Source organism: Arthrobacter sp. AOP29-A2-19 (assembly GCF_058138025.1).
Genome location: NZ_CM176894.1, coordinates 3,454,748 through 3,477,950 on the forward strand (window position 1 = coordinate 3,454,748; position 23,203 = coordinate 3,477,950).

Genomic DNA, 23,203 nt, shown 5'->3' on the forward strand with positions numbered 1-23,203 from the left:
AAGGAGGTGGGTTCACATGCGTAAATACGAATTGATGGTACTGATCGATCCCGAGGTCGATGAGCGTACCGTGGAGCCGACTCTCGGCAAGTTCCTGGACGTCGTCCGCAACGATGGCGGGACCATCGACAACGTCGACATCTGGGGCCGCCGTCGTCTGGCCTACGAAATCCAGAAGAAGACCGAGGCCATCTACGCCGTCGTCAACTTCACCGCCACCCCGGCGACTTCCGCGGAACTTGACCGCCAGCTGTCTCTCAACGAGACCATCATGCGCACCAAGATCACCCGTCCGGAAGAGCAGAAGGTTTCCGCAGAGTAGTCTGCGGCTCCCTCACGTAGAGACCGACAACAGGAGGCACCAATGGCAGGCGAGACCATCATCACGGTCATCGGTAATCTCACCGGTGACCCGGAACTTCGTTTCACCCCGTCGGGATCGGCGGTGGCGAACTTCACCATCGCTTCCACCCCGCGGACCTTCGACCGCCAGACCAACGAGTGGAAGGACGGCGAAACGCTGTTCCTCCGCGCATCGGTGTGGCGCGAGGCTGCCGAGAATGTCGCCGAGACGCTGACCAAGGGCATGCGAGTAGTCGCCCAGGGTCGGCTGAAGTCGCGTTCCTACGAAACCAAGGAAGGCGAAAAGCGAACCGTCTCCGAGCTTGAGGTCGACGAAATCGGCCCCTCGCTCCGGTACGCCTCCGCCAAGGTCACCCGCACCCAGCGCTCCGGCGGTGGAGGCGGTGGCTTCGGCGGCGGAAACTCCGGCGGATTCGGCGGCGGCAACGCGGGCCAGTCCGGCGGGTTCGGTGGCGGAAACGCCGGGAACTCGGGCGGAAACGCGGGCGGTAACTCCGGTGGAAACTGGAACGCCCCGGCGGAAGACCCGTGGGCCTCGTCGTCCTCCGGCGGCGGTGGCTGGGGCAACAACCCCGGCTCCGACGAACCGCCTTTCTAACAAACATATTCACCATCCCGCAGAACCTTTCTGCGGGCTCCACCAGATCAAAGGAGCTCCACGATGGCTAAGGCTGAACTCCGTAAGCCCAAACCAAAGTCCAACCCCCTTAAGGCCGCTGACGTTAAGGTCATCGACTACAAGGACGTCGCATTGCTGCGCAAGTTCATCTCCGACCGCGGAAAGATCCGTGCGCGTCGCGTCACTGGCGTCACCGTCCAGGAGCAGCGCAAGATCGCCCAGGCCATCAAGAACGCGCGCGAAGTTGCCCTGCTGCCTTACTCCGGCGCTGGCCGCGGCTAAGGAAGGGATACCAACATGGCAAAGCTCATTCTGACCCACGAAGTCACCGGTCTCGGTGCAGCAGGCGACATTGTCGAGGTGAAGAACGGTTACGCCCGTAACTACCTTCTTCCCCGCGGCTTCGCCCTGACCTGGACCAAGGGTGGCGAGAAGCAGGTCGAGTCCATCAAGGCCGGCCGTGCCGCTCGCGCCGTTGCGAACCTGGAGGACGCGCAGCAGCTTGCTGCCTCGCTGTCCGCCAAGCCGGTCAAGGTCACCGTCAAGGCCGGCGCGTCCGGTCGTCTGTTCGGTACCGTCAAGGCCGAGGACATCGCGAAGGCAGTCGAGGCCGCGGGCCTCGGCTCCATCGACAAGCGCAAGGTCGAGATGCCGGAACACATCAAGTCGACCGGCAACTACCAGGCGACCGTGCGACTGCACGAGGACGTATCCGCCACGCTCGACCTTCAGGTCGTCGCGGCAAAGTAGCAATAGTAGCCGAGCACGGCGACGGAACACGTTCCGACGCAGCGCCCGGTAGACCGTGAAAGGGCCCCGCCGCAAGGCGGGGCCCTTTCGCGTTTCCTTGCGAAATGTTGCGCCGGACTTTTGACCTCGTCCAAGGGGGAAGCCTAGCGTTGTAGGTGAATCAAGAGTGCCAACGCGAAGCCCTGGCTAGTTGGACGGCAACCCTCTCAAGGTAGTGGGGTGCTCCAGGTGATGATTCGGCCGCCCGGATACACCGGCGTGGCAAGTACCGCACCCGCGGGCGCATCTCTGGCGCAGCGGTGTGCACTACGCCGAAGGAACGTCATGCCGCTGACAGAAAACCTCCAGCCAGATTCGCTCCGCAAGGCCTTTGCACGCTTTCCCTCGGGCATCGCGGCCCTGTGCGCCATCATCGACGGCAAGCCGCAGGGGATCATCGCGTCGTCCTTCACGGTCGGGGTGTCACTGGATCCGCCGCTGGTGATGTTCGCGGTGCAGAACACGTCCCGCACCTGGCCGATCGTGCGCGCCGCCGGAAGGATTGGCGTCTCGGTTCTGGGAGAGCGTCACGAGGGGGTCTGCCGCCAGATAGCTTCGCGGAGCGGCGACCGCTTTGCGGGGCTCAAACTCGAATCCACCGACGACGGTGCGCTGTTCCTGGACGACGCGGCGCTGTGGCTCGACTGCAGCGTGGAGCAGGAGGTGCCGGCGGGCGACCACCACGTGGTCATCCTGCGCGTGCACGGACACGAGACACACGGTGACGCCAACGAGCCACTGGTCTTCCACGGGTCCGAGTTCCGCAGGCTTCAGGAAGCCGCACTGGTCTAGGTCAATGCCTCCAGGCACACGCAGCCGGGTGCCGGAGCACCGGGTGCGGCGGCCACCCTAGGAGGCGCGGAGAGAGTTCACGAACTTGGTGGCCTCCGCCACGGAAATGCCCGTGTCCCGCCTTACCTTCCGGATCGCCTCCAGCGTCTTCCCCGCCCGGATCAGCTGCACCGTCTCGAGATACTCGGGATCCCCGGACGCCTGCGCGGAGCCACGGGCGGTGGCGGCACGGCTGGCAGACGAGGCTGCGCCCTGTCCGTTCCTGCCCGTGGAGGTGCGGGCCGCCGCTGCCGTGCGGGCCATGGTGGCCTGGCGGATCTTGTCGGCACGCTCCGTCTCCTGCCGCTGTTGTTGTGCCGCCGCCTCGTTGAGCCGTGCGATGTAGAGATCGGCCTCGTTCGTCTGGTTTTGCGGCCTCGACGCGATGGCGGCCACGAGCAACCAGAGCAGCGCCCCGACCACCAACACCGTGACAAGCAACTCCGGCAGGGTCAGTCCAAACATGGTTGTGCTCCTCTGTGGCGCCGTGCGCCGTTAGGTTGAGGGGTGGGCCGCGCCGGCGTTATGGAGGTTGTCCATCACGTGGCGGTAGCCGATCGCCGTCAGTCCGCGCAGGACGTCGAGATCGACGTCCGCGAGCTTGTTCACGTAGAGGCAGGCGGCCCCCACTTTGTGCTTGCCCAAGAGGGGGAGGATCCCCGGGGCGTCGGGGCCGTAGGTCAGTCCGTAGAGGGAGAGGCTGGCCTTGCGCGGCGAAAACCCCACGGCGCAGGCGTCGCCCTCGCGGCCCGAAGCATAGCGGTAGTGGTAGGCGCCGAATCCGATGATGCTTGGTCCCCACAAGATCGCCGGCTGGCCCGTGACGTCCGCCATCATCTCCATCAGGTACTCGGCGTCCGACCGGCGGACCGGGTGTTCGAGGGCGGCAACAAATTCCCGTGGATCCGCGGAACGCGGGGCCGTCTTGACTTCGGTCATGGGCCCAGTATCGCAGTGCCCCACACGGGCAACAAGAACGGCTCGCGCGGGCCGTCGGGGCCAATCCTCGGCGTGTCTGTGGATAACTTGGGGATATGTGGGTAACTAGTCTCACACGTGCCGGTTTACTCGCCAGTAAACATCCAAGTGCCGGGTGAATGTTGGGATAAAAAAACTTTCCTCACAAGGGGTGTGTACAAAGAAGTGCCTAGTCAGAGCGCGATTATTCCTGAAACAAATTTTTCATCCACAGGTTCGTCCCCAGTCTGTGCACACAACACGCCGCTAAACACACAGGTTCTCCACACGGGCTGTGGATAAGTGCCTTGGGTGTGGGCATTTAAGGGTCTATGGTGACAAGGTCTCCGGTCCATATGTGGATACCCGGCAATCCCCCCGCAGCGCTGTGCACAACATTCTCCGGGCGTGGGAAGCCGCTGGGATACTGGAGGAAACAACGGAGCGCACCGCAGGCCGCTCCGCGCTCAGTTGGAAGGTAAGTGCCGTGTCTTTGACGCAAGCGGAGCCCAAGGGATCGAGGGAGTCCGACTTCGGACGCACCCCGCCGCAGGACCTCGTGGCGGAGCAGAGTGTGTTGGGCGGCATGATGCTCTCCAAGGACGCGATCGCGGACTGTGTCGAGGTCCTCCGCGGTGTCGATTTCTACCGGCCCGCGCACGAATCCATCTACGAGTCGATCATCGACCTCTATGGCCGAGGCGAACCGGCCGACGCCGTGACGGTCTCCGACCTGCTGACCAAACGCGGCGAGATCTCCCGAATCGGCGGGCCCGCCTACCTCCACACGCTGATCCAGTCGGTTCCGACGGCGGCGAACGCCGGCTTCTACGCGGAGATCGTCCGCGAGCGTGCCGTGTTGCGCCGCCTCGTGGAGGCCGGCACGAAGATCGTGCAGATGGGCTACTCGCAGGACGGCGAGGTCGACGAGATCGTCAACCAGGCCCAGGCGGAGATCTATGCCGTGGCCGAGCGGCGCACGGCGGAGGACTACGTCGCCCTGCGGGACATCATCGAGGGGACGGTCGACGAGATCGAGTCCGCCGGCAGCCGCGGAGAGGGCATGATCGGCGTGCCAACCGGCTTCTACGAACTCGACGAACTGACGCAGGGCCTGCACGGCGGGCAGATGATCGTCATCGCCGCGCGCCCCGCGGTCGGCAAGTCCACCTTCGCGCTGGACTTCGCGCGTTCCGCCGCCATCAAGCACAATCTGACCACGGTGTTCTTCTCGCTGGAAATGGGGCGGAACGAGATCGCCATGCGCCTGCTGTCCGCGGAGGCCAGCATCGGCCTGCAGGATCTCCGCAAGGGCACGGTCAAGGACGAGCAGTGGGGCAAGATCGCCACCACCATGGGGCGCCTGAACGACGCCCCGCTCTACATCGACGATTCCCCGAACATGTCGCTGATGGAGATCCGGGCCAAGTGCCGCCGCCTGAAGCAGAAGCACGACCTCAAGCTCGTGGTCCTGGACTACCTGCAGCTGATGAGCTCGGGGAAGCGCGTCGAGTCCCGACAGCAGGAGGTCTCCGAGTTCTCCCGGGCGCTCAAGCTCCTGGCCAAGGAGCTCGACGTCCCGGTGATCGCGCTCTCGCAGCTGAACCGTGGTTCGGAGCAGCGCACGGACAAAAAGCCGATGGTTTCCGACCTCCGCGAGTCCGGCTCGATCGAGCAGGACGCGGACATGGTCATCCTCCTGCACCGCGAGGACATCTACGACAAGGAATCCCCGCGCGCCGGCGAGGCGGACGTGATCGTGGCCAAGCACCGCAACGGCCCGACCAAGACCATGGTTGTGGCCTTCCAAGGCCACTACTCCCGCTTCAACAACATGGCCAGCGAAGGCGGCGGGGGCTTCTAGGCGTGACCAACTACGCGCCGAGTCCCTCCGGCATCCTTGGTCGAGGGCTGGTCTGGAGCACGGTCGGCTCCTTTGCGCTGGTATTCCTCTCCGCGTTCGAGACGCTGGCCGTCACGACGGTTATGCCCGTGGTCAGCGCGGAGCTTGGCGGCGCCGCCCTCTATGCGCTCGCCTTCGCCGGCCCGATGGCGACCTCCGTCGTCGGCATGGTCGCCGCGGGCACGTGGTCGGACCGGTCCGGCCCCACAGGCCCCCTCTACGCGGCGGTGGCCACGTTCGTCGCGGGGCTGTTCGTCTGCGGCTTCGCCGGCGGGATGGAGACGCTTGTGCTCGGCCGGCTGGTGCAGGGCCTGGGCGGCGGCGCGGTGACGGTCGCGCTCTATGTCCTGGTGGCCAGGCTCTACCCGCCCGTCCTGCACGCGAGGATCTTCGCCGCGTTCGCGGCCGCCTGGGTCATCCCCTCGTTGATTGGGCCCTTCGCCGCCGGCATCGTTGCGGACACGATCGGCTGGCGGTGGGTGTTCCTCGGTGTCGTTGTCCTCGTGGCGGCGGCGACGCTGATGGTTCGCCCGGCGTTGGCGGCCCTGCCGCGGCCGGCGGCGGGTAGGGCCGGTGCGGTTGCTGGTGCGGGCGGGCCGGGCGCGGAACATCTCCGAGCCGGAGCTGGTCGTCGCCTGGCGGCGGCCCGGCTGGCCTGGTCCTGCGTGGCCGCGGCCGCCGTCCTGGGCCTCGACCGGCTCGGGGCGGTTCCACTGACAGGCCCTTTCCTGGCCGTGGCGGCCGCCGCCGTCGCCCTCTGGGCCGTCCGCCCCTTGGTTCCGCGGGGCACGCTGGTCGCCGCCAGGGGACTGCCTTCCGTCGTCCTGGTGCGCGGCCTGGTCTCCGCCGGGTTTATGGGCGCGGAGGTTTACGTCCCCTATCTCCTGACCGACAACTACGGATTCCCGCCCGCCCTCGCCGGGCTCGGACTGACGGGATCGGCCCTGACCTGGGCCGCGGCGTCGGCCGTGCAGGGCCGGCTCGGCGATCGACTGCCGCACGTGGTGGCCATGCGCGTTGGCGCGGCAACGGTCGCGGCCTCGATAGCCGTGGTCCTGGCCGCCTCGGCCGCCCACTTGCCCGGCGCCGTTGTGGTGGCCGGCTGGACGCTGGCCGGTGCCGGCATGGGGCTCGTGTACCCGCGGCTCAGCGTGATGACTCTCTCGCTGTCCACGCCGGCGAACCAGGGGTTCAACAGTTCCGCGCTGTCCATCTCCGACGCTCTCGGCGCGGCGCTCGCGCTCGCGGCGACGGGTCTCGCCTTCGCGGCCTTCGCTCCTGCCGGGCTTCCCTTCCCGGCGGTGTTCGCGCTGACCCTTTTCTGCGCCGCCCTGGCGTTCGTGCTGTCGGGGCGCGTTGTTGGTCCCGCTCCCCGGGGAGCGGCCACAAGCCGGTCCGCCTCTTAGGCGGCGCGCTCGGCGAAGGCCTTGAACGCTTCCATGAACTTCTGGTTCTCCTTGGGGAAGGACTTGCCGAACAGCAGGCCGATGACTTTCATCGCCCCACGGAATTCGAAGACGTTGTGCGCGACCCACCTCGTCGCGCCGGGCCCCGCCTCGTGGAACTCGTTGCGGCTGATGTTGTGGACGCCGCGCGCGTCGTAGGTGCCGTCGAAGGCGTCGGGCATTTCCCGGCGGGTGATGGTCTCGACCATCTCCATGGTGCCCCGGCCCCGCTTGAACGTCAGCTTGGACGTGGCCCCGGGGTGGCCAGGCGTCCCGCCGAGCGGCTCGAAGGCGACGAGTCCCTCCTGCCACTTGGGCAGGTTGTCAGGGTCGTCGAAGAGTTCGATGAAGCGCTCGCGCGCCACATTGACGATGATTTCGTGGCTGAAGTCCATGACCGAACGCTACCGGTCGACCGGGAGGTAGAGGTCCGTTCGCATGCTCGAGGGATCCGCGGTCGGCGACGGTTCCGTGACGTAGACCTCCCAGAACGGCAGGCCGGGCGTGCGGCCGTTGTCCCGGACCCAGTCCATCAGACCGGACCATGCCCCGCTCAGCTGCTCGTAGCTTCCCAGATGGGAGACCGTGGCCGCGGAACCTCCCGGCAACACCGACGCGTGCACCACCGTCCCGTCGTCCAAGGTGTGATCCCCGGACAGCGGGTGGTCGATCGCGAAGCCCACCTCGAGGTCCATGGTGTCGCTCGGCATCCGCGTGTACAGGCCGAACGCGGGTCCGACCGGTGTCAGCCCGCGCTGTTCCAGGAAGCCGGCGAGGGCGTTGAAGGATGCGTCGTAGAACGCCGCGATGGACTCCGCCGGGATGTTGGCGCCGCGGACGACGGCGGTGCGGGCCTCGGCCAGGTTCAGGATTTCCGGAGTCTGACGGGCCGGGGCCACGTGCGTGTTGTGCTCGGTCATGGTCTGCTCCTCGCAAAAGGTGTGGCGGGCGTCGTGCGCGCCACTCTACGCGCGGCCCATCATGCGCAAAAGGGGCCGGACCGGCTAGCCGCGCGGGCGCATCCGCACAGGGGGCAGGACGGGGGCGGGCAGCGCCGGAGCCCCGCCGTCGGGAAACGGTCCGAAGCGCGGGAACGGCGCCCCGTCGTCGTACGCGCCCGATTCCTCGGGGCTGGTGCCGTCGGAAGTCGGAACCGCGGGCTCGAAGCCCATCTCCGCCTGGTAGGCGGCGCGGTAGGCGACGACCTCCTCGTGCGTACGGCCCACGAAGTTCCACCACATGACGATCTGCTCCCCCAGTGGCTCGCCCCCGATCAGCAGCGCCCGCACGCGGCCCTCGCCGCCCGCGGCAAGGACGACGGCGGTGCGGCCGGTCGGAAGGTAGGCCAGGTGGTCCTTGGCCACGGGATGCCCGTCGAGGGACAGCTCGCCGGCGTCCAGAAGCACGCCGTGCTCGTGGCCCGGAGCAAGCTCCAGGGTCATCTCCGTCCCGGGATCGAGCAGCAGTTCCGCGCCCACCAGCGGGGTGTGGGTGCGCACCGGGGAAACGCTGCCCGCGAGTGAGCCCAGGAACACGCGCATCTCCCAGCCGTCGCCTGCAACCGGCTCGGGGCGGTAGTGCTCGAACCCCGGCGCCGCGTGGCGTGTGGCGTCCGGCAGAGCGGTCCACAGCTGCGCGCCGTGGAGGACATCGGTGCCCGGCGTGGAGAACTCGGAATGGGTGATACCGCGCCCGGCGGTCATGAGGTTGAGTTCCCCCGGGCGGACGACCGCCTGGTTGCCGGCCGAGTCCGTGTGCTCGATCTCCCCCGTGAAGAGCCAGCTGACGGTCTGCAGGCCAGTGTGCGGGTGCCGGGGGACCTGCATGCCGCCCGAGGCCGCCACGCGGTCCGGCCCGTAATGGTCCAGGAAGCACCACGCCCCAATGAGGCTGCGCTGCCGCTGGGGAAGGGTCCGCCGGACGTCCATGGCGCGCGGGCCGCCGAGCGGGACGTTCCGGGGCTCCAGGACCTCGATTCCGGCGTGGGCCGCCCCGCCGCCGTCGCAGAGGAGTTCGTCCGGTGCCGGGTCCAGGTTGCTCATGCCGCAAGCCTAGGCCCGCCGGCCCGCCTGCTGCTAGCCGCCAGCCACCGACTGGATCACCATGATCCGCGCGCCGTCGGGCGCGGGGGTGTCCAGCCCCTCGAGGTCGCGGATGTTGTCCTGGCCGACGAACACGTTCGCGAACCGCCGGACCTTTCCCGTCTCGTCCCGAATCCGGCGGGCGAACACCGGAAAGTCCGCCGAGACGGCGTCCAGGATGCTGCCCACGCTTGCGCCGTCGCCACACTCCACGTCGAAGACCCGGCGCCCGCCCACGGTGGGGGCGAGGACCGCGGGGACTTGGATCGTCACGCTGGCCATGGCGCGCCTAGCGGACGACGGCGGCGCGGACGCTCAGCACGTCGGGGAGCCGCTCGGCGACGGTCGTGAAGGTAGCGCCCTCGTCCGTGCTGGCGAACACCTCTCCGGCGCGGGTTCCGAAGTAGACGCCAACGTCGCCGTCGTGGTCGTCCACGGACGCGGCGTCGCGCAGCACGGAGTTCCATTCGACGTCGGGCAGGCCGGTGTGCTGTTCCTCCCAGGTGGCTCCGGCGTCGGTGGTGCGGTAGGCACTCAGCCGCGAGTCGACGGGCGTGCGCTGGAAGTCGGCCTTCAGCGGGACGGTCCAGGCCGTGCCCGGGGTGCGGGGGTGGGTGAGGAAAACGAAACCGAAATCCGCGGGCAGCCCGTCGGCGATGCTCACCCACTGGTCCCCGGCGTTGTCGGTCCGGTAGACGCCGCCGTGGTTCTGCGCGTAGAGGCGGTCCGGGTTGCCGGCGTCCGCAGTGATTCGGTGGACGCACTGGCCGAACTCGGGCTCTCCGTCGGGCATGAACCCGGCGGCGATGCCCCGGTTGCGGGGCTCCCAGGACTGTCCGCCGTCGCGGGACCGGTACACGCCGCCGGTGCTCATGGCCACGTGGACCACGTTCGGGTCGTCGGCGTTGGGCACGATGGTGTGCGCCGTGGCCCCGCCCCCACCGGGCTGCCACGCCTTGCGGTGGGGGTGGTTCCACAAGCCCCGATTGAGTTCGAAGTGTTCGCCGCCGTCGGTTGATTTCCAGACGGAGATCGGTTCGCAGCCGGCCCAGACCACGCCGGGCCTCTCAGCCGTGTCCGGCCGAATGTGCCAGATGCGCTCCAGGGCCGCCCCCGTGTCCTCGGGAAACTTGATGGCCCCGTTCTCCGGCTCGGACCACGAGGCGCCCAGGTCGTCGGAGTAGACCACCGTGGGTCCCCAGTGCCAGTCGTTGATGCCGGCGAGAATGCGCGTGTTGCCGTCGCGGGTGTCGATGGCGACCGAGGGAACCTCGACGTTGAGGAAGTTCGGACCGTCGAGCGTCCAGCTCCGCCGGTCCTCGCTCTTGGCCAGCCAGAGGCCTTTCTTGGTTCCGATGGCGATGATGGTCGCCGCGCCGGCGTCCGAGCGCTCTTGCGTCGCGAGGACGGCAGGGGAGGTGGGGGTTCCATTGCTCATGCCACACAGTCCACCACCGCCCGGGGTGCCCGGCAAGGCCGTCCGGGGCAGAATTTATTCGGCCGTCTACGCGCCGGCGGCCGTCCCGGGCTGTTGACGCCCATGCGCCCCCGCGTAGTCTCGGGGCCATGAGCGAAAATCTTGAACTGCAGCGCGACTTCGACGCGCCCCCCGCCGAACTCTGGCGCGCCTGGACAGATCCCAAGGTGCTCGCATCGTGGTTCGGGCCCGACGGCTGGTCCGTTCCGGAGGAGAGCGTCCGCGTGGATCCGCGCCGCGGGGGAGAGTGGCACCTCGAGATGGTCTCCGACGAGGACCCGAGCCAGGGCGCCCCGATCACGGCGGAACTGGTGGAGTTCGTCGAAAACGAGCTGCTGGTCGGACGGACGCCGGCGACCGAGGAGTCCGGCGGAAACGTGATGGAACTGCGCGTCGCGCTCGCCGAACGCTCCGGCGGCGGTACGCGGATGACGTTGACGCAGGGACCCTACGACGCTGCTCTCCTTGAGATGGCGGCCGGCGGGTGGACGTCGTCGTTCGGGAAACTGGACCGGCACCTGTCTGCCCTCTAGGGCGCGGTGAAAAAGGACTGCCCCCAACGTTGCTTGAATCTTCAATTAAAATGTCCTAGACTGGTTCCATGACACAGACGACCGAGCGGCCACCAGTTCTCTTCCTCAGCCACGGCGCCCCGCCGCTCGCGGACGACGCGCGCTGGACGCGCGAGCTCGCCGAATGGTCCGGCGCCGTGGGCAAGCCCAAGGACATTTTGATGATCTCGGCGCACTGGGAGAACGCGCCCGTGACGCTCAGTGCCACAAGGCGGCCCGCCGGGCTGGTTTACGACTTCTGGGGCTTCCCGCAGAAGTACTACGACGTGCGCTACGACGCCCCCCAGGCCACGGAGTTGGCGGACGAGGTCGCGCGACTGGCGGGCGACCACGGTCACCACGTGGAGCGCGACGAGGAGCGGGGCCTGGATCATGGCGCGTACGTGCCCCTGAAGGAGATGTTCCCCGACGCCGACGTGCCCGTGGTGCAGATGTCCATGCCGACGCTGGACCCGCAGGGACTGTTCGAGCTTGGGAAGTCGCTGGCGCCGCTCCGCGACCGCGGCACGCTGATCGTCGGATCGGGCTTCACCACCCACAATCTGCGTTGGTTCAATCCGGCCGCGGGCCCGGACGCCGCCCCGCCGGCGGCGTCCAGTGAATTCGACCACTGGGCGGAGGAGGCCATGGCCAGCGGCGACGTCGATTCGATTCTCGACTTCCTGCACAAGGCTCCGGCGGCCCGGGAGGCCCATCCGCGTTCCGAGCACTGGGCGCCGCTCTACGTCGCGCTCGGAGCGGCATATGCCTCTGGCGGCATAGAGGCGAGGACGGCGATCGACGGCTTCTGGTTCGGCCTCTCCAAGAGGTCCTGGACTCTGGGCTGACCTCTTTCGGCCTGGCCCGCCCAGTCGTCGAATCATCCTTGGGACGGATTGAAATGTCCCCGCCGCCCGGTAGTGTTTTGCTTGCTCCCGGTGCAGAAGGCCCGCGGGCGTTCCCCTCCGCCGCCGCACTGCGGGCGAGGGGCGTCTGAGAAGGACTCGAACCCCATGCTTTTGCGTCTCATCATCCAGTATTCCAAGCCCTACAAGCGCTGGATCGCGGCCGTGCTGCTCCTCCAGCTCGCCACGACCATCGCGACGCTCTACCTTCCCAGCCTGAACGCCCAGATCATCGACAAGGGCGTCACGCTAGGGGACACCGACTTCATCTGGCGCACCGGCGGCGTGATGCTCGCCGTCGCGTTCGTGCAGGTGCTCACCGCCGTCGCCGCCGTGTACTTCGGCGCCAAGACCTCCATGGCGGTCGGGCGCGACCTGCGCCGCGGCGTCTTCCACAAGGTGTCGTCCTTCTCCGCCCAGGAGGTCAACAAGTTCGGCGCGCCGACGCTCATCACCCGCGGCACCAACGACGTGCAGCAGGTCCAGATGCTGGTGCTGATGGGCCTGAACTTCATGGTCTCCACGCCCATCATGTGCATCGGCGGCATCGTTATGGCGCTCCGCGAGGACGCCGGTCTGTCGTGGCTCGTCTGGGTGTCCGTCCCCGTGCTGGTGGTGGTTGTGGGGTTCCTGGTCTACCTGCTGATGCCGCTCTTCCGCCTGATGCAGGAGCGCATCGACTCCATCAACGGGGTCCTGCGCGAACAGATCATCGGCATCCGCGTGGTCCGCGCCTTCGTCCGCGAACCCTTCGAGACCCAGCGCTTCGCCGGTGCCAACGAGCGCCTGACCGACGTCGGCGTGAAGGTCGGCAACCTGTTTGTGCTGATGTTCCCGCTGATCGGCATGGTGCTGCACCTCGCCACCGCCGCCGTGCTCTGGTTCGGGGGCCACCGCGTGGATACGGCGGAGATGCAGGTGGGCGCGTTGACGGCCTTCCTCCAGTACCTGCTGCAGATCCTGGTCGCCGTGATGATGGGAACGTTCATGGCCATGATGATTCCGCGCGCCGCCGTGTGCGCGGACCGCATCGCCGAGGTGCTTGCCGTCGAGCCGTCGCTCCGGGATCCCGAGACGCCGAGCGTCGACGTTCCCCGCAAGGGCACGGTCGAATTCCGCGACGTCACGTTCGGATACCCAGGTGCCGAGGCGCCCGTGCTGAGCGGCCTGAACTTCACGGTCGAGCCCGGCAGGACGACGGCGATCATCGGCTCCACCGGCGCCGGCAAGACGACCCTGCTGAACCTGATTCCCCGGCTGTACGACGCCGCCTCGGGCGACGTGCTTCTGGACGGCGTCCCGGTGCGCGCACTGACGCGCGCCCAGATCTCCGAACGCGTGGCGACCGTGCCCCAGCGGCCCTACCTCTTTTCCGGGACCATCGAGTCCAACCTCCGCTTCGGCAACACCGACGCGACGGACGAGGAGCTGTGGGCGGCGCTCCACACGGCGCAGGCGGACGGGTTCGTGAGGGAGCGCGCCCGGGAGCTCGAATCGCCCGTGTCCCAGGGCGGGACCAACGTCTCCGGCGGGCAGCGGCAGAGGCTGTGCATCGCACGCGCCATCGTGGCCCGCCCGTCTGTGTACCTCTTCGACGACTCCTTCTCCGCGCTGGACGTCACGACGGACTCCCGGCTCCGAGCCGCCCTGAAGGAACCCACCAAGGACGCGGCGGTGATCATCGTCGCGCAGCGGGTGTCCACGATCACGGACGCGGACCAGATCCTCGTTCTGGACCACGGCGCGATCGTCGCCCGCGGAACCCACGAGGAACTGCTCGAGTCCTCGGACACGTACCGGGAAATCGTCGAGTCGCAGATCAGTGTGGAGGAGGTGGCCTAGATGGCGAAGAGCAACAAGAACGCCGAGGCAGTGACCGATCCGGCCGCCGAGGACGGGACGGAAGAGTTCCAGGAAATGTCCATGGACGACGGCTGGGGAGGCCAGCAGTCCGTCCGCAAGGCCCAGCACTTCTGGCCGTCCGCCAAGCGGCTGGTTGGTCTGCTCGCGCCGGAGAAACTCGGCATGACCCTGGTCCTGCTGTTCGTCTCGGCCAGCGTGGTGCTGACCGTCATCGCCCCCAAGATCCTCGGCCAGGCGATGGACGTCATCTTCGCAGGCGTCATCGGCAGGGACCTCCCGCAGGGAGCGACGCAGGAGCAGATCATCGCCGGGCTCCGCGCCCAGGGGCAGGACGACTTCGCGGACATGCTCTCCGGCATGGTTGTGGTCCCCGGCGTCGGCATCGACTTCGTCGAGCTCGGCCGCCTGATCATGATTGTCCTGGCCATGTACTTCGTGGCCTCGTTCTTCATGTGGGCGCAGGGCTACATCCTGAACCGGCTTGTGATGCGCGTGGTCTACAACCTGCGCAGGGACGTCGAGGACAAGCTCAACCGCCTCCCGCTCAACTACTTCGACACCCGCCAGCGCGGCGACGTGCTGTCGCGCGTCACCAACGACGTCGACAACATCCAGAATGCGCTGCAGCAGGCGTTCGCCCAGCTGGTCCAGTCGCTGCTGACGGTCATCGGCATCGTGGTCATGATGTTCATCGTCTCGTGGCAGATGGCGCTGATCGCGCTGGTCGCGCTGCCACTTTCCGCCGTCGCCGCCGCGCTGATCGGCACCAAGGCGCAGGGTTTGTTCGCGGCGCAGTGGAAGTCCACCGGCGCGCTCAACGGTCAGATCGAGGAATCGTTCTCCGGCCACGACCTGATGAAGGTCTTCGGCCGCGAACAGGACGCCCGGGACAACTTCGAGGAACGCAACGAAGAGCTCTACAAGGCATCATTCGGCGCCCAGTTCGTCTCCGGGACAATCTTCCCGGTGATGCAGTTCATCTCCTACCTGGCATACGTAGGCATCGCCGTCGTCGGCGGCCTGCGCGTGGCGTCCGGCCAGATGACGCTCGGCGACGCGACCGCCTTCATCCAGTACTCGCGCGAGTTCACGCAGCCGCTGGGGCAGATGGCGGGGATGGCCAACATGCTGCAGTCCGGCGTCGCCTCGGCCGAGCGGACGTTCGAGCTGCTCGATGCCGACGAGCAGGATCGCGAGACGGCTACGGCGAGCCTGCCGGAACGCACGGACGGGCACGTGGAGTTCCACGACGTCACGTTCTCCTACGACCCGGAGAAGCCGCTGATCGAGGACCTCTCCTTCGAGGCCCACCCGGGCCACACGGTGGCGATCGTCGGCCCCACCGGCGCGGGCAAGACCACGCTGGTGAACCTGGTCATGCGCTTCTACGAGCTCGACGGCGGCCGGATCACGGTCGACGGCGTGGACATCACGTCCCTGGCCCGTTCGGAGCTGCGCTCCAAGGTCGGCATGGTGCTGCAGGACGCGTGGCTGTTCAACGGTTCGATCCTGGAAAACATCCGCTACGGCCGGCTCGACGCCACCGACGAGGAGGTGTTCGCGGCCGCCAAGGCGACGTACGTGGACCGCTTTGTCCGCGCGCTTCCGGACGGCTACGCCACGGTGATCGACGACGAGGGCACCAACGTCTCCACGGGCGAGAAGCAGTTGATCACCATCGCCCGCGCGTTCCTGGCCAACCCCTCGCTGCTGATTCTGGACGAGGCGACGTCCTCCGTGGACACGCGCACGGAGCTTCTGGTCCAGCACGCCATGGCCGCACTGCGCACGGAGAGGACGAGCTTCGTCATCGCGCACCGCCTCTCCACGATCCGCGACGCCGACACGATCCTGGTGATGGAGGCCGGGAGGATCGTGGAGCAGGGCAACCACGAGTCCCTGCTGGCCGCCCAGGGCGCCTACCACCGCCTGTACAGGTCGCAGTTCGCCGGCCCGGCACAGGACCCGGACAACGGCGACGGCGAGGGCGCGGCGGTGGCGGCCGGACCCGCGGCGGATGAGGAGCCGGCCAGCACCACCTGACCCCGTTGGCCGATAGGGTGGAGCGCATGCCTGCCGCCACTTCGGCCCCCCGCGCCGCCGCCTCCGCCCCGAAGGCCCCGCGCCTGCCGTCCTTCGCCCCGGCGTCGTATGCGGGGAGCGGCGACCTGACGGGACTGGAGCCGGACGGCCGCTGCGAGGGGCTGCTGTTCGACTCGGACGACGCCGACGGCCAGGACCTCGAGGACACCATGTTCACGGGGTGCGGCTTCCGGAGGGTCTCCCTGATGGGCGCCGCGCTGGCGCGGGCCAGCTTCGGAGAGTGCGAGTTCGACGACCTGAACGCGCCGGTCCTCGAGGCGCCGAACTCGGGGTGGCGGAACACGCGCATCAGCAGGGGACGCATTGGATCCGCGGAGCTGCATGGGGCCAACCTGCGGTCGGTCCTTTTCGACGGCGGAAAGCTCGGCTACCTGAACCTGCGGCAGGCGAAGCTGAAGGACGTGCTTTTCCGCGACGCCATCATCGAGGAGTTGGACCTCGGCGGCGCCTCGCTGGACCGCGTCGCGTTCGAGGACTGCCGCGTCGATTCGCTGCTGGTGAACGGGGCCCGGCTCGTTGACGTCGACCTGCGCGGGGCGCGCCTCCGGGCCATCACGGGGCTGTCCGGGCTCCGCGGCGCCGTCGTCGGGCAACTCCAACTCCAGGACCTGGCGCCGCTGCTGGCGCGGGAGGCCGGTCTCCGCGTGCTGTAGACCCCCGGCGAGTCGCTAGGGTTGAAGGCATGCAGCACTACCCCCAGCCCGGGGTGCCGGGCCCCTATTCCACACCGCCCGCAAGGCGGCGCCAGCCGGTGTTCGATCCCGGCCCGTTCAGGCGCGGGGACGCGGTGGTGCTGCTGGCCTACCTGCTGCTGTTCGTGCTCGGGCTCGCCGCCCTGCTGATGCTGATCCCCGGCTTCGGCGACGTGTTCACCACGCCGGACACGGCCAGCTTCGCCGTCAATCTCATCGCCTACGCGGTCCTGTTCACCGGCGCGATGATCATGGGCGTCGGCGCCCTCCTCTCCTCCCTGCGCACGTTCGCGTACCACCCGTGGGCCAAGGGCTTTATGATCCCGGGCGGATGGCTGGGCAGCCTGATCATCACCGCGACGATACTCATGACCATGGGCCAGGCCGTCAAGAGCGAGAACCAGCTGGCGATCGAGGGCATGACGACGTCGGTGCCCTTCCCCACGATGTTCGTGGTCGCGGTGCTGATGGGCCCGTTCGTCGAGGAGTACATCTTCCGGCACCTCTTGATCGGCAAGCTGAGCCGCAAGATCAACGTCTGGGTCTGCGTCGCCATCTCGATTGTGTTGTTCGCCGGCATCCACTTCATCGGCGCCGGCTCCTTCAATCCAACCTCGCTGGTCCCGTACCTGACACTGGGGACCGTCATCAGCGTCGCCTACGTCCTGACCGGCAAGTCGCTGGCGTACTCCTACATCCTGCACGTGTTCAACAACGGTGTGGCACTGGTGCTTGCATACACCGTCCTGCCGCTGCTGGAGCAGTAGTTGCCGCAGGGATCCAGCGGATGGGCCGGGCACGCGCACGGCACGCCCGGCTACCGGCGCATGATCCTGGCGCTGTTCGCCGCCGGGGTCGCGACCTTCGCCCAGCTGTACTCGGTCCAGGGTGTCCTGCCGGAGCTCGCACGCGATCTGGAAGTGTCCGAGTCCCAGGCGGCGCTTGCCGTTTCGTCGGCGACCCTGGGCCTGGCCGTCGCCGTCCTGGCCTGGTCCGCGGCCGCCGACCGCTTCGGCCGGCTGCGCACGATGACCGTGGCGGTCATCGCCGCCGTGGCGCTGGGCCTGCTGGTGCCGGCGGCTCCGGGCTACGAGGCGCTGTTGGCGATCCGCTTCGTCGAGGGGCTCGCGCTGGGCGGCATACCCGCCGTCGCGCTGGCCTACCTGAGCGAGGAGGTCGCGCCGCTGCACGCCGCCGTCGCGGCGGGAACCTACATCTCCGGGACATCCCTCGGGGGGCTGGCGGGACGACTCGTTGCCGGCCCTCTGAGCGAGTTCGTCAGCTGGAGGGTGGGCACCCTGGTCGTGAGCCTCTTGGCCGCCGCGGCCGCGGTCGTATTCATCCTGTGCGCGCCAAGGCCGCGGGGCTTCGTCCCCATCCCGCGGAAGTCCCCGGACGCGATGCCGCTGCACCGCAAGCTGGCGATGAACCTGCGAAGCCCACGGCTTCTGGCCCTCTACGCCCAGGGGCTGTTCCTGATGGGCGGTTTCGTGGCGGTCTACAACTACCTCGGGTTCCGCCTGGAGGCTCCGCCCTTCCTGATACCGGTCTCCCTGGCCTCGCTGGTGTTCGTCGCCTACCTGTCCGGGACGTGGTCCTCGCGCCGTTCGGGCGCCCTCGTGGGACGGTTCGGACGTCTCCCCGTGTTGTTGGGGTCGATCGGCGCCATGGGCGCCGGACTCGCGGTCACGCTCGTCGAATGGCTGCCGGCCGTCGTCGCCGGGCTCCTCCTCCTGACGGCCGGCTTCTTTTCGGCCCACGCCGTCGCCAGCGGATGGGTGCCGCTCCTGGGCGTGGGTGGCCGCGCGCAGGCCGCCAGCCTCTACAACCTCGCCTACTACAGCGGGTCGAGCCTGTTCGGCTGGGCCGTGGGCCTGGCGTTCGCGCCGCTGGGCTGGTCGGGACTCGTTGTGTTCGTCGGCGTGCTGCTGGCGGCGGCCGCGGCGGTGGCGGCGTCCTGCCTGCGCGGGACGGCTGCCCGCCACTAGGCTGGCAGGGTGACCCCAGACCCCCGCACCGACCGCGCGGAGCCCCGCCGCCTGGGCCGGACCATCCTGGCGCTGGCGGTCCCGGCCCTCGGCGCGCTCATCGCCGAACCGCTGTTCCTCATCGCCGACACGGCCATCGTCGGACACCTCGGCATCGACGAGCTCGCGGGCGCGGGACTTGGCACCACGGTGCTGCACACCGCCGTCGGACTGATGATCTTCCTCGCCTACTCCACCACGCCCGCGGTGGCGCGGCACGTCGGGGCGCGCCGCCGTGACCTCGCCCTCGCGGCCGGACGCGACGGCGTCTGGCTGGCCGTGGCACTGGGGCTGGTGCTCGCGGTCGCCGGATGGCTGGCCGCCCCCGCGCTGCTGCTGGCGATGGGCGCCGAGGGCGCCGCTTTCGGCTTCGCCGTCGACTTCCTGCGCTGGTCGATGCCGGGACTGCCGGCAATGCTGCTGGTCCTGGCCGCGACAGGCGTCCTGAGGGGGCTGCAGGACACGAAGACGCCCCTCGTTGTGGCCGGCTTGGGGTTCGGCGCGAACATTGTGCTGAACTTCGCGCTCGTGTACGGCGCCGGGATGTCAGTCGCCGGCTCGGCCCTGGGCACGTCGATCGCACAGTGGGGGATGGCGGCCGTCTACCTCTGGCTGCTGGTGCCCCGCACCCGCGCGGAGGGGGTCGGCCTGCGACCCAGCCGGCGCGGCATGCTTGCCACGGGCAAGGTGGGCTCGTGGCTGATGCTGCGCACCGCCTCCTTGCGGCTCGCCCTGCTGGCGACCGTCTGGGTGGCCACCTCCCACGGAACGCTCACGCTTGCGGCGCACCAGCTGGTCTTCACCATCTTCACGTTCCTGGCGTTCGCCCTCGACGCGCTGGCGATCGCCGCGCAGGCCCTGATCGGCAAGGAACTCGGGGCAGGGGACAGGGCAATGGCCCGCCGCCTGACCGCAACCATGACCCGCTGGGGCCTCCTCTTCGGCGTCGCCACGGGAGCGCTCCTAGCCGTGGCGGCGCCATTTGCCGGCGCGCTGTTCACCCCCGACGCCGAGGTGCAGCGGGCCGCTGCGATCGGCCTCTGGGTCCTGGCCGCGGCGCAGCCGGTCTGCGGGCTCGTGTTCGTCCTGGACGGGGTGCTCATCGGGGCCGGCGACGCGCGCTACCTCTCCCTGGCCGGGGTTCTCACGCTCGCCGTCTACCTTCCGCTGCTCTGGCTGGTCGCCATGATGGACCTGCCGGGCACGTCGGCCATCCTGTGGCTGTGGCTCGCGTTCGGCGTGGTGTTCATGTGCGCTCGGGCAGCCACGCTGCTCTGGCGGGTGCGCGGCGACGCCTGGATGGGGGAGCAGGCCACGCTCACAGCGGGAACATAGCGGACGCAGGGCGCGGCCATGGGAGGGACGGTTGGAATGTATACATCAACCTCCCGAAAGGAACATGGACATGAAGCCCGCGAACCGCACCCCCCGCCATCCCCTCGGACTCCGCCTCGGCGCCGGCGCCAGCATCGCCGCCCTGGCCATCGCATGCATCGCACCCGCGGCTTCAGCTGCCCCCGCCCGGGTGGCCGAGGCAGGGGCGTTCGGCGCCGCCGGCTACGCGGACATCGCCGACGCCTACAACGGCAGCCAAGGCTCGATCTACGGCTCCCCGCAAGGAGCGCCCTACGGTGACGACGGCTACTCCGGCGCAACCACCGGGAGCGCCACGGCGGATCCCGGCACCAGGACGGACGCGGCGGGCGTCCTCCTCGTCGAGACGGAGACCGCGGCCGGAGAAGCCGCCGGCACGGGCATGGTCCTCACCGCGTCGGGACTGGCGCTGACCAACTACCACGTCGTCGAGGACTCGACCGAGGTCCGGGTCACGGTTGCCGACACCGGCGCCACCTACACCGCAACGGTGGTGGGCAAGGACGCCACGAACGACGTCGCGGTCCTCCAGCTCCGGGACGCGTCCGGACTGGACACCGTGACGGTGAACGACGACGGCACGGAGCTCGGGGAGGCGGTCGCGGCGATCGGCAACGGCGAGGGCCAGGGCTACCTCACGGCCGTCGCGGGGGTGCTGGAGGCAACCAACGAATCCATCACCACGCAGGCGTCCGACGGTTCGGGCGAAAGCCTCTCCGGACTCCTCGTCACCGACGCAGACGTGGTTCCCGGATACTCGGGCGGACCGCTGGTCGACGCCGACGGAGAGGTCGTCGGCATCTCCACGGCGGCCTCCACCGGCAGCGAGATCAACGGCTACGCCATTCCGATCGACACCGCGCTGGCCATCGCCAACCGGATCGTCTCCGGCGACGAGTCGGGGACCGTGGACATCGGCCCCGACGCCGCGCTCGGCGTCGCCGTCGTGGCTGCCGGAACGGCGACGGCCACCCAGCCCTACGGGGAGAACGCCTACGGGGCGTACGGATACGACGGCGGCACGTCCGGTTCGGCGGCGACCGCCACGGCGGGCCAGACTCCTGCGTCGGGCGCGGGAGTGGTGGAGGTCACCGCGGGATCGGCTGCCGCGGCCGCGGGCCTCACGGAGGGCTCCACGATCACGTCCCTCGACGGCGTCGACATCGGCGGCTACGGCGACCTCTCGGAGGTCCTCTCCGGCCACGAGCCCGGCGACAACGTCGCGATCGCCTGGACGGACGCCGCCGGCGCGGCCCACACCGGCACGGTTGCGCTCGGTTCCAGCGCCATCAACTAGGTTCGTCCGCGGCGACTAAGATCGTAGGGTGCCTTCCCTGACGACGCCCCCCGAAATTGCCGAAGCACTGTGGAAGCCCGTGATGTTCCGGGCCGTCCTGGCGGCGGTGTTCGGAGGGCTGTCCGTCTTCTGGCCCGCGCCCGAGGCCAACGTGTTCGCGTACTGCTTTGCCGCCTACCTGGTCCTGTCCTCCAAGGCAGTGTGGGATTTCGCACAGGCGGCCGTTGTCCCGTCGCCGGTGCGCGGGCTGTTGGGCGGTGCGGCGATCGCCTGGTCGCTGGCCGCCGTCGCCATGCTGGTCATGCCGACGACGGAGGCCGTGGCCGTCGCCGGCGGCGTCTCCCTAATGGTCTCCGGCCTCCTGGAGCTGTTGGCCTGGCTCCGCCACCGCGCGGAACTGGTGGCGGTCCGGGACTTGCTCGTGACGGGAATCGTGTCCGTCGGCACCGGGGCCGCGCTGTTGGGCTCCCTGGCGCTGGACCTGAACCTCGGCGCCCACGGCCTGTTCGGCATCGCCGGCGGCGGCGCGATCATCGTGGCCGTCTTCGGCCTGATCGCCGCCTTCGGTTACCGGCACGATGCCCGGCGGTCCCCCGAACGTCGTTAGACTGAGGGTCTCTCAATCCCTTCAGGAGGAACCCCCGTGGGCAACAACCCGTCCCAGCAGAAGCCCGAACGGCAGCAGAGCATCAAGGCTCCGCTGATCTTCTCGCTGGTCATGGGTCTGATTGCCGGCGTGAGCGCCGCCGTCTTTGCGACCGGGGGCTCCGACGAGACGCTGCGCGTCGACATCGGGCTGACCGCGTTCGGCATCGCCTTCGTCGCCTGCCTGCTGGTCATCTCCGTCCTGACCATGGCCAGCAAGGAAAACCCGAAGAGCCACGGCGAGGGCTCCGGAGTGAACCGCTCCTCCGCGAACCCGGACAGGAAAAAGCCGAAGGCCTAGGCCTCAGGACGCGGTTTCCACGCCGTCCTTGCCGCCCCACTCCTGGAGGAACTGCTCGCGCGTCATCTCCTCAAGGTCGCGGCGGATGAGCGCCACCAGCCCCTCGGCCTCATCGATGTTGTTGCCGGTGATGCGCAGGACCTCGGCATTGTTGTCGATTCGGCGTACGACGGCGGTGGCTCCCATGGCGTCCGATCCGTCGCCGCCGAGCACCGCGTCAACGATGCCGACAAACCAGCGGCCCGCGGCCTTGAGCGGACCGTCGGTGGCGTTCTCCAGGTCGACGTCGTAGTCGGCCGAGGCGTGGTCGCCGGGGATGTCTTGGGTCACGATGCTTCCTTCCGTGGTGCCTGCGGGCGGGGTGGGCCCGCCCGGTTCCAGTCTATGACCGGTTGGCCCCGGTTGGTCGAGACGGCCTGGTCCTACGCTGCCGGGCCCGCGGAGGCGGCCTTGCGTTGCCGGTAGGCGCGCACGTGCTCCCTGTTGGCGCAGTTTCCGGTGTCGCAGTACATCTTCGAGCGGTTGCGCGACAGATCCAGAACCACGGCCCCGCACGACTCCGCGGCGCAGACCCGGAGCCGGTCCAGCTCGCCGGACCGGAGGACGTCCACGAGGGCCATCGCCGCCTCCACCGCCATACGTTCGGCCAAGGGGGCACCGGGCGCATCGGCGTGCAGGTGGTAGTCCCAGTGGTCGTGCTTGACGAGTTGGGGCAGGGCTCGCGCGTTGCGCAGGATGTTGTTCACGGCCGAGACGGCCGCGTCCTCGTCCGCCAACCAGATGGCACGCAGCGTGGCGCGCAGCTGGCGCACGGCCCGCAGTTCGCCGAGGGTGTGGGCCCGCGAGCCGGTGTACTGCTCGCGCCGCAGGAACTCGTCCAGGTCCGCCCGCGTCAGCAAGCCATCGACATCCGCCTCGGAAGTGTTGATCAGATTGACCACCGAACCCAGCGCCACCAACGTGTCAGGTGCAAAGCTCAT

Annotated in this window: 27 protein-coding genes and 1 riboswitch; of the genes, 18 read left to right on the top strand and 9 right to left on the bottom strand. The window is 68.7% G+C overall.

All coding sequences use genetic code 11. The features are described 5' to 3' along the window. Positions 1-16: 16 nt before the first annotated feature. The 5 genes from rpsF to AC3ZJJ_RS15970 all read left to right on the top strand — a co-directional run bounded on the left by rpsF (position 17) and on the right by AC3ZJJ_RS15970 (position 2,563). Positions 17-322, top strand: coding sequence for a 30S ribosomal protein S6 (rpsF, locus tag AC3ZJJ_RS15950; protein WP_489892795.1), 306 nt, complete (start codon positions 17-19; stop codon positions 320-322). Between the two features lie 42 nt (positions 323-364). Beyond that, positions 365-961: a single-stranded DNA-binding protein gene (locus AC3ZJJ_RS15955; protein ID WP_489892796.1), complete on the top strand. Its 597-nt coding sequence runs from the start codon at positions 365-367 to the stop codon at positions 959-961. Positions 962-1,024: 63 nt separating this feature from the next. Beyond that, a complete protein-coding gene (rpsR, locus tag AC3ZJJ_RS15960) occupies positions 1,025-1,264 on the top strand; it encodes a 30S ribosomal protein S18 (RefSeq protein ID WP_489892797.1) in 240 nt (79 codons plus the stop codon). A gap of 15 nt (positions 1,265-1,279) precedes the next feature. Continuing rightward, positions 1,280-1,732 carry a 50S ribosomal protein L9 gene (gene rplI, locus AC3ZJJ_RS15965; RefSeq protein WP_489892798.1) on the top strand — a complete coding sequence of 151 codons (453 nt, stop codon included), beginning with the start codon at positions 1,280-1,282 and terminating at the stop codon, positions 1,730-1,732. Positions 1,733-1,890: 158 nt separating this feature from the next. Next, positions 1,891-2,006: riboswitch (SAM riboswitch) on the top strand. Positions 2,007-2,056: 50 nt separating this feature from the next. Then, positions 2,057-2,563, top strand: coding sequence for a flavin reductase family protein (locus tag AC3ZJJ_RS15970; RefSeq protein WP_489892799.1), 507 nt, complete (start codon positions 2,057-2,059; stop codon positions 2,561-2,563). Positions 2,564-2,620: 57 nt separating this feature from the next. Here the strand turns inward: AC3ZJJ_RS15970 and AC3ZJJ_RS15975 are convergent, their stop codons facing one another. Both AC3ZJJ_RS15975 and AC3ZJJ_RS15980 read right to left on the bottom strand, forming a co-directional pair. Next, positions 2,621-3,067 (bottom strand): hypothetical protein, encoded by a 447-nt coding sequence (locus tag AC3ZJJ_RS15975; protein ID WP_489892800.1) that lies wholly within the window; start codon positions 3,065-3,067, stop codon positions 2,621-2,623. Between the two features lie 30 nt (positions 3,068-3,097). Beyond that, positions 3,098-3,541, bottom strand: coding sequence for a DUF1801 domain-containing protein (locus AC3ZJJ_RS15980; protein ID WP_489892801.1), 444 nt, complete (start codon positions 3,539-3,541; stop codon positions 3,098-3,100). Between the two features lie 505 nt (positions 3,542-4,046). Here AC3ZJJ_RS15980 and dnaB point away from each other — a divergent pair. Further along, positions 4,047-5,423 carry a replicative DNA helicase gene (gene dnaB, locus AC3ZJJ_RS15985; RefSeq protein WP_489892802.1) on the top strand — a complete coding sequence of 459 codons (1,377 nt, stop codon included), beginning with the start codon at positions 4,047-4,049 and terminating at the stop codon, positions 5,421-5,423. Between the two features lie 2 nt (positions 5,424-5,425). Then, the gene (locus AC3ZJJ_RS15990) at positions 5,426-6,868 is read left to right on the top strand and encodes an MFS transporter (protein WP_489892803.1); all 1,443 of its coding nucleotides are present in this window, start codon (positions 5,426-5,428) and stop codon (positions 6,866-6,868) included. On the opposite strand, the gene AC3ZJJ_RS15995 is transcribed toward AC3ZJJ_RS15990, so the two are convergent. The 5 genes from AC3ZJJ_RS15995 to AC3ZJJ_RS16015 all read right to left on the bottom strand — a co-directional run bounded on the left by AC3ZJJ_RS15995 (position 6,865) and on the right by AC3ZJJ_RS16015 (position 10,426). Then, positions 6,865-7,302, bottom strand: a complete 438-nt coding sequence (locus AC3ZJJ_RS15995; protein ID WP_489892804.1) for an SRPBCC family protein — start codon at positions 7,300-7,302, stop codon at positions 6,865-6,867. The two genes, AC3ZJJ_RS15990 and AC3ZJJ_RS15995, sit on opposite strands and share 4 nt — an antisense overlap. A 9-nt stretch (positions 7,303-7,311) precedes the next feature. Continuing rightward, positions 7,312-7,827, bottom strand: coding sequence for a GyrI-like domain-containing protein (locus AC3ZJJ_RS16000; protein ID WP_489892805.1), 516 nt, complete (start codon positions 7,825-7,827; stop codon positions 7,312-7,314). Between the two features lie 84 nt (positions 7,828-7,911). After that, the gene (locus AC3ZJJ_RS16005; protein WP_489892806.1) at positions 7,912-8,949 is read right to left on the bottom strand and encodes a pirin family protein; all 1,038 of its coding nucleotides are present in this window, start codon (positions 8,947-8,949) and stop codon (positions 7,912-7,914) included. 33 nt (positions 8,950-8,982) lie between these two features. Beyond that, positions 8,983-9,270: a MoaD/ThiS family protein gene (locus AC3ZJJ_RS16010; RefSeq protein WP_489892807.1), complete on the bottom strand. Its 288-nt coding sequence runs from the start codon at positions 9,268-9,270 to the stop codon at positions 8,983-8,985. Between the two features lie 7 nt (positions 9,271-9,277). Continuing rightward, positions 9,278-10,426, bottom strand: coding sequence for a WD40/YVTN/BNR-like repeat-containing protein (locus AC3ZJJ_RS16015; RefSeq protein WP_489892808.1), 1,149 nt, complete (start codon positions 10,424-10,426; stop codon positions 9,278-9,280). Positions 10,427-10,554: 128 nt separating this feature from the next. On the opposite strand from AC3ZJJ_RS16015, the gene AC3ZJJ_RS16020 reads away from it, so the two are divergent. From AC3ZJJ_RS16020 to AC3ZJJ_RS16070, 11 genes are all read left to right on the top strand, one after another. After that, the gene (locus AC3ZJJ_RS16020) at positions 10,555-10,998 is read left to right on the top strand and encodes an SRPBCC family protein (RefSeq protein WP_489892809.1); all 444 of its coding nucleotides are present in this window, start codon (positions 10,555-10,557) and stop codon (positions 10,996-10,998) included. Between the two features lie 68 nt (positions 10,999-11,066). Then, the gene (locus AC3ZJJ_RS16025) at positions 11,067-11,864 is read left to right on the top strand and encodes a dioxygenase family protein (RefSeq protein ID WP_489892810.1); all 798 of its coding nucleotides are present in this window, start codon (positions 11,067-11,069) and stop codon (positions 11,862-11,864) included. A 165-nt stretch (positions 11,865-12,029) separates the two neighbouring features. Beyond that, entirely contained in the window at positions 12,030-13,763 is a 1,734-nt protein-coding gene (locus AC3ZJJ_RS16030; protein ID WP_489892811.1) for an ABC transporter ATP-binding protein, read from the top strand. Then, positions 13,764-15,827, top strand: coding sequence for an ABC transporter ATP-binding protein (locus tag AC3ZJJ_RS16035; RefSeq protein ID WP_489892812.1), 2,064 nt, complete (start codon positions 13,764-13,766; stop codon positions 15,825-15,827). It abuts the gene before it with no gap. A 26-nt stretch (positions 15,828-15,853) separates the two neighbouring features. Next, the gene (locus tag AC3ZJJ_RS16040; RefSeq protein ID WP_489892813.1) at positions 15,854-16,540 is read left to right on the top strand and encodes a pentapeptide repeat-containing protein; all 687 of its coding nucleotides are present in this window, start codon (positions 15,854-15,856) and stop codon (positions 16,538-16,540) included. A 29-nt stretch (positions 16,541-16,569) separates the two neighbouring features. Continuing rightward, entirely contained in the window at positions 16,570-17,346 is a 777-nt protein-coding gene (locus AC3ZJJ_RS16045) for a CPBP family intramembrane glutamic endopeptidase (protein WP_489892814.1), read from the top strand. Next, positions 17,347-18,567, top strand: coding sequence for an MFS transporter (locus AC3ZJJ_RS16050; protein ID WP_489892815.1), 1,221 nt, complete (start codon positions 17,347-17,349; stop codon positions 18,565-18,567). It begins immediately after the preceding gene. A gap of 9 nt (positions 18,568-18,576) precedes the next feature. Continuing rightward, on the top strand, positions 18,577-19,941 hold the full coding sequence (locus AC3ZJJ_RS16055) for an MATE family efflux transporter (RefSeq protein WP_489892816.1): 1,365 nt from the start codon (positions 18,577-18,579) through the stop codon (positions 19,939-19,941). 70 nt (positions 19,942-20,011) lie between these two features. After that, on the top strand, positions 20,012-21,277 hold the full coding sequence (locus tag AC3ZJJ_RS16060) for a S1C family serine protease (protein ID WP_489892817.1): 1,266 nt from the start codon (positions 20,012-20,014) through the stop codon (positions 21,275-21,277). 28 nt (positions 21,278-21,305) lie between these two features. Continuing rightward, entirely contained in the window at positions 21,306-21,884 is a 579-nt protein-coding gene (locus AC3ZJJ_RS16065; RefSeq protein ID WP_489892818.1) for a DUF308 domain-containing protein, read from the top strand. A 36-nt stretch (positions 21,885-21,920) separates the two neighbouring features. Beyond that, a complete protein-coding gene (locus tag AC3ZJJ_RS16070; protein ID WP_489892819.1) occupies positions 21,921-22,223 on the top strand; it encodes a hypothetical protein in 303 nt (100 codons plus the stop codon). A gap of 3 nt (positions 22,224-22,226) precedes the next feature. Here AC3ZJJ_RS16070 and AC3ZJJ_RS16075 read toward each other — a convergent pair whose 3' ends face one another. Together AC3ZJJ_RS16075 and AC3ZJJ_RS16080 are read right to left on the bottom strand one after the other, a co-directional pair. After that, positions 22,227-22,553, bottom strand: a complete 327-nt coding sequence (locus AC3ZJJ_RS16075; protein ID WP_489892820.1) for a hypothetical protein — start codon at positions 22,551-22,553, stop codon at positions 22,227-22,229. Between the two features lie 92 nt (positions 22,554-22,645). Beyond that, positions 22,646-23,203, bottom strand: coding sequence for a CGNR zinc finger domain-containing protein (locus tag AC3ZJJ_RS16080; RefSeq protein ID WP_489892821.1), 558 nt, complete (start codon positions 23,201-23,203; stop codon positions 22,646-22,648).